This window comes from Acidithiobacillus sp. (genome assembly GCF_027322205.1).
Taxonomy (GTDB): Bacteria; Pseudomonadota; Gammaproteobacteria; order Acidithiobacillales; family Acidithiobacillaceae; genus Acidithiobacillus.
Genome location: NZ_DAHVHY010000079.1, coordinates 1 through 9016, shown reverse-complemented (window position 1 = coordinate 9016; position 9016 = coordinate 1). Strand labels below are relative to the sequence as shown.

8 protein-coding genes, 1 tRNA gene and 1 pseudogene are annotated in these 9016 nt (G+C 57.1%); 4 read left to right on the top strand and 6 right to left on the bottom strand.

All coding sequences use genetic code 11. The features are described from left to right. Nucleotides 1-63 precede the first annotated feature (63 nt). The gene (locus M7F93_RS10235) at nucleotides 64-435 is read right to left on the bottom strand and encodes a type II toxin-antitoxin system RelE/ParE family toxin (protein WP_203525139.1); all 372 of its coding nucleotides are present in this window, start codon (nucleotides 433-435) and stop codon (nucleotides 64-66) included. Between the two features lie 217 nt (nucleotides 436-652). On the opposite strand from M7F93_RS10235, the pseudogene M7F93_RS10230 reads away from it, so the two are divergent. The 3 genes and pseudogenes from M7F93_RS10230 to M7F93_RS10220 form a co-directional block, all read left to right on the top strand. Continuing rightward, nucleotides 653-790, top strand: a pseudogene (locus tag M7F93_RS10230) (transposase); the annotation flags it as partial. 539 nt (nucleotides 791-1329) lie between these two features. Continuing rightward, nucleotides 1330-3195, top strand: coding sequence for an ABC transporter ATP-binding protein (locus tag M7F93_RS10225; protein WP_298172928.1), 1866 nt, complete (start codon nucleotides 1330-1332; stop codon nucleotides 3193-3195). Between the two features lie 122 nt (nucleotides 3196-3317). Continuing rightward, complete coding sequence (locus M7F93_RS10220; RefSeq protein WP_298172925.1) at nucleotides 3318-4205, top strand: DMT family transporter; 888 nt, start codon at nucleotides 3318-3320, stop codon at nucleotides 4203-4205. Here the strand turns inward: M7F93_RS10220 and M7F93_RS10215 are convergent. The 5 genes from M7F93_RS10215 to M7F93_RS10195 all read right to left on the bottom strand — a co-directional run bounded on the left by M7F93_RS10215 (nucleotide 4167) and on the right by M7F93_RS10195 (nucleotide 8678). Next, the gene (locus M7F93_RS10215; protein WP_298172922.1) at nucleotides 4167-4841 is read right to left on the bottom strand and encodes an HAD family hydrolase; all 675 of its coding nucleotides are present in this window, start codon (nucleotides 4839-4841) and stop codon (nucleotides 4167-4169) included. The two genes, M7F93_RS10220 and M7F93_RS10215, sit on opposite strands and share 39 nt — an antisense overlap. Then, nucleotides 4834-5541, bottom strand: coding sequence for a bifunctional 2-polyprenyl-6-hydroxyphenol methylase/3-demethylubiquinol 3-O-methyltransferase UbiG (gene ubiG, locus M7F93_RS10210; protein WP_298172919.1), 708 nt, complete (start codon nucleotides 5539-5541; stop codon nucleotides 4834-4836). The genes M7F93_RS10215 and ubiG overlap by 8 nt, the downstream gene beginning before the upstream one ends. Then, nucleotides 5538-6884: a TRZ/ATZ family hydrolase gene (locus tag M7F93_RS10205; protein ID WP_298172916.1), complete on the bottom strand. Its 1347-nt coding sequence runs from the start codon at nucleotides 6882-6884 to the stop codon at nucleotides 5538-5540. The genes ubiG and M7F93_RS10205 overlap by 4 nt, the downstream gene beginning before the upstream one ends. A gap of 96 nt (nucleotides 6885-6980) precedes the next feature. Then, nucleotides 6981-8165, bottom strand: coding sequence for a lytic murein transglycosylase (locus M7F93_RS10200; protein ID WP_298172913.1), 1185 nt, complete (start codon nucleotides 8163-8165; stop codon nucleotides 6981-6983). Beyond that, nucleotides 8166-8678 carry a C40 family peptidase gene (locus tag M7F93_RS10195; RefSeq protein WP_298172910.1) on the bottom strand — a complete coding sequence of 171 codons (513 nt, stop codon included), beginning with the start codon at nucleotides 8676-8678 and terminating at the stop codon, nucleotides 8166-8168. Between the two features lie 213 nt (nucleotides 8679-8891). Here M7F93_RS10195 and M7F93_RS10190 point away from each other — a divergent pair. Then, nucleotides 8892-8967: transfer RNA gene (locus M7F93_RS10190), tRNA-Asn, on the top strand. Nucleotides 8968-9016: the final 49 nt, after the last annotated feature.

The following is a 9016-nucleotide window of genomic DNA, read 5'->3' as shown; positions in this document are numbered from 1 at the left end:
AGCCGAGTTCCAGAAAGATATTCACTCCCGGCTTCGTTACATGGCGAATTTTTGTGTCAATTTTCATCTCTGTGCCTTCCTCGCGTTTACCACGGCGCGATATCGCGCCTCGGCGATGCCCTTGTCCTGCTTACTGGTCGACCGCGTCTTTTTCTGGAAGCAATGCAGGACATACACGGCTTCCTCGAACTTGGCGACGTACATCACTCGATAGATGCCACCGGTTTCCCGAATGCGGATTTCCTTGGTGCCAGCCCCAACATCATCGAAGGGCTTCCAGTCATCCGGGTCTAATCCGACCTGAACCTTGCCCAGCTGAAAACCAGCAGAGCGACGTGGCTCGTCTGGGAATGCCAACAAATCATCATAGGCTGAGCCTATCCAACGAATTTCTTTTTCGTCGCCCATCAATTTCATGTACAAAATTTTATACATACCATGAATGCCTGTCAATCTCTGCCGTGGGTTTTGGTCTGACGATCGGCATGCAGATGCGCATCGATGGCCGTGCAGCCCTTTGGGTAGGAGAGGGCTTAGTGGCACCGGACCCAAGGTGGCACCGGACCCAAGGCAGGCGGCCCATATTACCGGTTGCGCATGGTGGATGATTGGCGCATGCGGAAATGTAGCTATGCTACGCACATGATATTGTATGGAAGCTTATAAAAGTGGAAGCTACACGGGCCACACGGTTTGGGACTGTAAGTACCACCTAGTCTGGACGACGAAGTACCGTTATCAGGTGTTGGTAGGAGATGTTGGACTCCGTTGCCGGGAGTTGCTGCGCGAGATTGGGTGACTAGCAGTGGGAATGTCACGGATGAGGTTTGGCAGGAGTATATCAAGAACCAAACGCCACCGGATCCGGACGATGATTTTCACGTTGTGTAGCGACAGCCGTCGGCCGCAGCGCCGACCGATCCGGCTTTCAGCCGGTGGAGTATTCACAGGATAAGGCCTATTGCGATGCAAAGCGTTTGTGCAAGCAACTCGCGTGGACAGAAGGCCTAGAAACAATAATTTGTACAAATCAGTTGCAGGCTTGCATTGCACCTTCTAACAACCCCAGTGGTTTGATTGATTTGCTCACCGGTGATCATCACACTGGCGGCAGCAGTGCCCTTGCTGCAGTGGCTGGTACCCCGAGTCTCACGGTCCCTACGGGACAGGTCAAGGGCTTGCCGGTCGGGGCGACTTTTTTCTCTGGCCCGGGGGGTGAGTCAAGTTTATTGCGCTATGGATATGCCTTGGAAACAATGCTGGCCGCACGTTTCGCGCCGAGTAATGCATTTAATATAGGTGAATTTGATGTATAAAACGTTTGAGAGGATGATCGATATTTTCCGGGATCATGAGGCGCATGAGATTGCGGATAATACGCGGCGTTCTTCAGTTTTGGAATTTTATTGGCACTACGTATCTCAAGTAAAAGGGGCAATGATCCTCTTGTTCCTAGCAGGGTCTGTTACGGCCATTGTGGACCTTTCCATACCTGTTTTTATTGGTAGTATAACGGGCTATGTGGCGCATGCCAAGTCAGATAATCTACCCTCCGGTGACTTGCGTGCCATATTTATCATGGCCATTATTATTATTGTGGTAAGGCCGGTGATTCACTTTTTTCATGATGTCGTGACTAACCAGACGATCGCTGCAAATTTTACCAATCTGATCCGCTGGCAGAATCATCGTGGCCTGATCCGTCAGGGGTGGGGGTTTTTCCAGAGTGACTTTGCCGGACGTATCGCTAATCGTGTCATGCAAACGGGTCCATCTTTGCGCGAAAGTACAGTGGCGACACTGACTGCGGTCTGGTATCTGCTCACCTACGGGGTGAGTTCGATCATTATTCTGGCGAGACAAAGCTGGGAGCTTTCGGCCCCGGTATTTGGCTGGTTTATCCTGTATGGTTTATTGATGTGGTTTTTCATTCCCCGGCTTACCCAGCGGTCTAATTTGCTCTCTAAAGCGCGCTCCGGGCTTACTGGCGCTATTGTGGATAGCTATACCAATATTCATACCGTAAAGTTGTTTGCCAAATCTGAAGATGAAGATCAGTTTGTCAGAGATGCACTGGAGGGCCATACCTCGGCATTTCGCGCTTCTTTGCGGATGGTCACTACCTGGATGACTTCCTTGACGGTGCTAAATGCACTGTTATTGAGTGCTACCACCGGGGTGGGAATATGGTTATGGCATGAAGGGTCTATTTCGGTGGGGATTCTGGTGACCGCCGTACCGCTGGTTTGGCAGATTGCCAATATGTCGGGCTGGGTCGCCAATAATCTGTCTGCAATCTTTGAAAATATTGGTACTGTTCAGGATGGTATGCGCTCGGTAGATCGCCCCAGGATCATGGGCGATGCCCCTTTGGCCAAGCCTTTTGCCTATAAAGAAGGAAGCATCGTCTTTGATGACGTGTCGTTCAGCTATCATCAGTCTGATGGAACGGTAGATGAAGTCAAGCATATCGATGAAGTATCTATCACTATTCACCCCGGAGAACGGGTCGCGATTGTGGGTCCTTCCGGTTCCGGTAAATCTACGATGGTCAGTTTGTTGCTGCGGTTTTTTGATGTAAACAAGGGGCATATCCTGATAGACGGGCAGGATGTTCGGGGTCTGCAGCAGGAAAGTTTCCGTCAGTTTGTAGGTGTGGTTTCGCAGGATACGTCGTTGTTGCATCGTTCTATTCTCGATAATGTGCGCTATGGTCGGCAAGGTGCCTCCCGTACTGAGGTGGAAGAGGCTTTGCGCCGTGCCCGTGCTGACGATTTTGTCAGAAATCTGGTGGATTCTTATGGACGCACAGGGCTGGATGCGCAGGTCGGAGAGCGTGGTATAAAACTTTCTGGTGGGCAGCGTCAGCGTATTGCCATCGCCCGGGTATTTCTCAAAAATGCGCCTATTCTGGTGTTAGATGAGGCAACTTCTGCACTGGACTCTGTGACCGAACAGGAGATTCAACACGAATTAGATGAGTTGATGGCCGGCCGGACGGTCATTGCGATCGCCCACCGGATATCTACTATCGCGCACTTCGACCGTATTATTGTGATGGCCAACGGTCATATTGCTGAAATTGGAAATCATCAGGAACTGTTACAGGCAAAAGGTCATTATGCGGAGTTGTGGGCCAGACAAAGTCAGCCTATGAATTTCCGTCAAGAGGCTATTCGCTCCTTTCCAAAGTAATCTCTCTGAGGCATGCTTCAGCCTGTCCCCCGTCGGCGGGGATTGCTTCGACCATAGTAAGACCTGTCAGGAAATGCGCCATTACTCCGAATACCTCAGCAATTGCCAGGCGCGAACAGCGTTTGCCTATCATTGCCCTGCTGGTCGGTTCCAGCCTCTGGGGGGTGCTCTGGTGGCCGCTCCGCCATTTCAATGCGGCAGGTCTGCGCGGCGCGTGGCTGATTTTGGCCGTCTATCTATTGCTGGCGATACCTGCCGGTCTATGGTCCTGGCATCGCCGCCATGAACTGCGGCAGCACGGGCGTACGCTGGTCGGTCTGCTCATCCTCGGTGGTTGGACCAATGTGGCCTTTATGCTGGCGTTGGTGCATGGCGAGGTCATCCGTATCCTTCTGCTCTTCTATCTCTCACCGGTTTGGGCCATTTTTGCGGCGCGGATTTTTTTGAAGGAGGCGATAGGCTGGCGCGGTGGCCTTGCGGTCTTGCTGGCGGTGGGTGGGTCGGCTCTGGTCGTCAGCAATGGTCAGGGGTTTTCTCTGGCGGATATGGATATGAATGATTTGCTGGCTATTTCTTCCGGCCTCGCCTTCGCCCTGAGCAATGTCATTCTGCGCGCGGACACGGCACTCGGTGATGTGCACCGCGCCACTGCAGTGTGGTGGGGTTGTGTACTGATTGCCTTGCCGTTTGCATTTTTTCAGTATTTACCGGCGCTACCGTTGCCGGAATACGGTTATCTGCTGGCCTTTTCCTGGCTGTGGATTGCCGGGGCGACGGTGGCGGTGCAATTCGGCGTGGCGCGGATGCCGGTGAGTGTTTCGGCGGTGATCATGCCTTTTGAGGTCATCGTGGGCGCGCTATCGGCCTGGTGGCTGGCCGGGGAAGCGCCGACGCTCCTGGAATTGTTCGGAGGTACCTTGATACTGGCTGCGGCGCTGTTGCAGATCACCCGCAGCCAGGGGCACCCTATTTTACTGGGCGGTGTTGAAATGGAGAAGGGCGAACTCTAGCTGCTCGCTGCGCTGGATGATCTGGTCGGCATCCCAGTATCGCGGGTTGTTACCGGCCTCCAGGTAGCCCCAGGCGGCGGCCCAGCAGCGGGTTCCCGCCGCCCTGCCAGCGGCCATATCACGCGGATCGTCCCCAATCATGAGGCTCCGGGCCGCGCAGGCTCCCATCTCGGCAAGGGCATGGGTGACCGGCAGCGGATCGGGCTTGACGCGTGCTGTGCTGTCGCCGCTGACGACGGCGCCGGGGGCAACCGGCAGCTTGAGCGCGTTCAGCAAGGGCAAGGTCAGAAATCCCGGCTTATTGGTCACAATGCCCCATACCACCCCGTGCGCCGACAGGGTCGTCAGGGTTTCCGCCATACCCGGGAAAAGGGTACTCTGTTCGCAGATGTGGGCGGCATAAATCTCCAAGAATTCCGCCCGCATGGGCGGAAAATCCGGGTCCTCCGGTTGCAAATGAAAGGCTACCCGCAAGAGACCGCGGGCACCCTGGGAGGCGACCGGGCGGAGCATCTCCATCGGTAATGCCGGTAACCCGCGGTCGGTCCGCATGCGGTTGGCCGCGGCACCGAGATCGGGGGCGGTATCTACCAGCGTGCCATCGAGATCGAAGAGTACTGCGGCCAACTCAGGCATCAGGAGTTGCTTTGCGCGCATGGCTCAGATAGTTGACGCTGACATCATCGCTCAGACGTCCGCGGTGGTGGATCAGATCGAAGTGCATGCCCTTGAGGGTCATGGTCTGCAGATGACTTTGCCGGATCATGGCGAGCAACTCACTGGGACGAATAAATTTTTGATAATTGTGAGTCCCGCGCGGTAACAGTCCCAGGACATATTCCGCACCCACAATGGCCAGCAGATAGCTTTTGGGATTGCGATTGAGGGTGGCGAAGAAGGCGTCGCCACCGGGACACAGCAGGCGGGCACAGGCATTCACCACGGCGGCGGGGTCCGGGACGTGCTCCAGCATTTCCATGCAAGTCACCACGTCATAATGCCCCGGCTTTTCCGCCGCCAAATCTTCGACGGCGATCTGCCGGTAGTCGATGCTCACTCTGCTGGTATCTGCATGATGGCGTGCCGCGTTCAGGCCGTCCTCTGCGAGATCAATACCGGTAACTTCCGCCCCCTGACGCGCCATGGCCTCTGCCAGGAGTCCGCCCCCAGTACCCACATCCAGCACTTTCTTGCCGTTCAGCCCACCACAACCGTTGGCGATGAAGTCGAGACGCAACGGGTTGATTTCATGCAGGGTACGGAAGGGTCCATCGGTATCCCACCACTGATCGGCGAGGGCGTCGAACTTGTTAACTTCAGCCTGATCCATATTCATGCGTCATTATCCTTTTCACGAATGCGCTGTGCCCAGCTCCGGGCGCGTGCAAACAAATCCTGCGTGTCCCAATCCACGGCTCGTCCTTCGACAATACGCGGATTACCGTTTACCCAGACATGGCTGACCTGATCACGGCCGGCACAATACACCACCTGCGAGACCGGATCATAGACCGGGAAAGTGGCCGGATGATCCAGATCAACGGCGATACAGTCGGCGGCCTTGCCGGCTTCCAGGCTACCCGTTTCTGCACCCCAGCCGATGGCCTCCGCACCCCCCAGTGTCGCGGCCTCCAGTGCCTCCCAGGCGGGGAAGGCGGTGGGATTTCCACTCACGCCTTTCGCCAGCAAGGCAGCGGTGCGCAATTCACCCAGCATGTCGAGGTCATTATTACTGGCCGCGCCATCTGTCCCGATAGCCAGCGGGGTGCCTTGTTTACGCAGCGTGGCCACTGGCGCCATCCCCGAGGCCAGCTTCAGATTGGATTCGGGGCAGTGGGCCACATGCAGGCCGCTGTCCCGGCAGATCGCCAGATCCTCGTCATTCAACTGGGTCATGTGCACGGCGAGAAAGTGCTGGTCCAATAATCCCAGTCTGGCCAGGCGCGCCAGTGGGCGCATGCCATCACGGTCAGTGGCCTCCTCCACCTCGTAAGCGGTTTCGTGGACGTGCATGTGCACCGGCAGGCCTTCCACTTTGGCCAGGTCGCGCGCCCCGCGCAAACCGGCATCACCGACGGTGTAAGGCGCATGGGGGGCGATACTCTGGCGAATGAGGGGCATCTGGCGCAGGCGCGGCAATAAGTCCGCCGCCGCCTGCAGGCAGGCATCGGCATTGGCCGCATAGGCGGTGGGGAAATCAATGATGACGTGCCCGATGGTGGCCCGCATGCCCATGCGCTGGGCAACCTCCGCCGCGGCTTCAGGGAAGAAGTACATGTCATTGAAGGAGGTGGTGCCGCCGCGCAGCATCTCCACGACAGCCAGTTCCGTGCCCATGGCCACAAATTCCGGGCTGACAAAACGGCCTTCTACGGGCCATATATGTTCATTCAGCCAGGTCATCAGCGGGAGGTCATCCGCGAGTCCGCGCATCAGGGTCATGGCCGCATGGGTATGGGCGTTGACCAGACCGGGCATCAGCACATGGTGGTCGAGCTGCGTAGTGTGTGCTGCTGTGTAGCGCGCGCGGATTTCTTCGGCCGGGCCGATAGCGAGGATATGTCCGTCATGCACCGCCAGGGCGTGATCGTGGAGTACGCTGCGCGGTCGAATCGGCACGATCCAGCGCGCATGAATAATCAGATCGACAGATTGCATTCCCGATTTTTCTAACGCCACACCGGACTCCATCCTTTCTGGAAACGGGAAGCGCCATATTAGCACAAGGGCAGCGGCGTCCGACAAATGTCGTGGCGCCCGTGATATGGCCGCGGATCAGCCGTTGATAACCCGCTTGATCGCTTCGGCGTAGGCCCAGACCGTCGCCGAGTAATAAGTGCTCGGGTTGTAGCCCATGATGGCGTAGAAATTTGGGTAGGCGATGAACAGTGTCGGGCCACGCTCTGTCTGCAAGCGCAGCAGGCCCACTGGCGTTGATCCTGGGAGTCTCGAAGCCGTTTCCGGCTGAATGCCGGCAGCGCGCAGTTGCGCAAGCGGGTGCTTGCCTTGTAGAAATGGCGCCACGTCAGCGCCCTGATCGTCGGATACCCGGCCCAGCACCGGCTGTCCCGGCTGCCAGCCGTGGCCACGGAAGAAGTTGGCGGTGGAAGCCAACACATCGGCAGGTGACTGCCACTGGTTGGGCATGGGTCCGCCCGGCGGGTCATTCCAGGTGACGCCGTAGCGCAGGTAACTGCTGGCCAGGAACTGGGACATGCCCATGGCGCCGGCCTGTGAACCCTGGAGTGTTCCTGGGGGAACGCCCAAACGCTGCGCGAGCTTCAGGGTCTCCGCTGTCTGATGCAGAAAAAACCGCCGCCGGCCAGGTAACGCCAATGCCAGGCTCAAGTTGCTGTTGAGCACGGAGAATCCGCCCTGAAAGGAACCGAAGCCCGTTTCAATGTTGAGAATGCCCATCAAAATCGGTCCAGGAATGCCATATTTCTGACTGACCGCTTGCAGAAGCGCGGCATGATCCCGCCAGAATTGCACACCCTGATTCAAACGGGTCTGACGCAGGAAACGATTCCGGTAGCGCCACCAGGGATAAGGCGTCGCTGGTGTTGCGGAAGGGGGCGGGGGCGTCATCAGTGCCACGGCGCGGGCGTTGAAACTGGCGTCTTGCAGGCTGGAAATCACATAGTTGGCGGGCAAGCCATCCCGTTCCTGCAGGTGGCAGGCGATTTCCTGCATCCGCTCCTGATATTGCTGGGGAAAATTGGGGAACACCACATTACTGATGCAGCTGTTGTTGGTCTCTGGCATGACCGCAGTGCTGGGTTGCTCCGGGATGGGTACCGCGGGCAACGGCACCGCAGGCAAGGGCAGCGGGGCGGGTGTGGCGAAGGCCGGTGTGGCCGATTGATTCACCGTGCCGACATTGGTCGCGCATGCCGATAAAACCGCGGTCACCACAGCGGCCAATATGGTCTTCGGAAATAACGCCCAGTTTTTATGCACTTAGTTGTCCCGCATCGCCAGCAACTCGGCAGGCATCGGACGTCGCACGCCATCCAGCCGCTCCGCCCAGTAGGGAATCCGCAGGCTCTGCACCGCGACACCTTGCTGCCGGTTCAAGGCGCTGACGAACTGATTGCCGCCGATATAGATGCCCACATGGGAGAAGGGCTGGCCCATGGTGTTGAAAAACACTAGGTCGCCGGGGCGTATGCGGTTGAAATTTACCGCTGGCAACGCTTCGGCTTGGGCAAAAGAGGTCCTGGGAATCGTTACTCCGGCGCGACCCAATACATATTGAATGAGCCCGCTGCAGTCGAATCCTGTTCGCGGGCTTTCTCCACCCCATTGATATGGCTTGCCTATTTCTGCGATGGTATGGACGAGCACGGCATCCAGCGTGGTGGCCTCCGCGCGGCTGTCGTAAGCGGGCGACGCATTGTCGGGAGACGGGTTTGCCGGTGGATATGCTGAGAGCGGCGTCATGGAGGCGCAGCCGCTGAGGGTCAGAGTCATTAACAGGAGGAGTCCGCACCCACCTTTGATTGGACCGACCGGTAACATAATGCTTTGCCTTCGCATCGGCATCTTCCCCCTTCTTTTTTCTCTAAAAAAGTAGATAGCCGAAATGTCGTAATTTGGCAAGGTGGGAGTGCCCTGTGGCCCGGAGAAAAGCGGGCGCCGGGTCCTTGACGCGCGCGGCACAGAAGGCTAGGATACGCGCACTTTTCCCCGGTAGCTCAGTCGGTAGAGCGGGTGACTGTTAATCACTAGGTCGGCAGTTCGAGCCTGTCCCGGGGAGCCAAAAGAATCAGGCACTTAGAGAGTTTCTCTAGGTGCCTTATTTTTTTCGG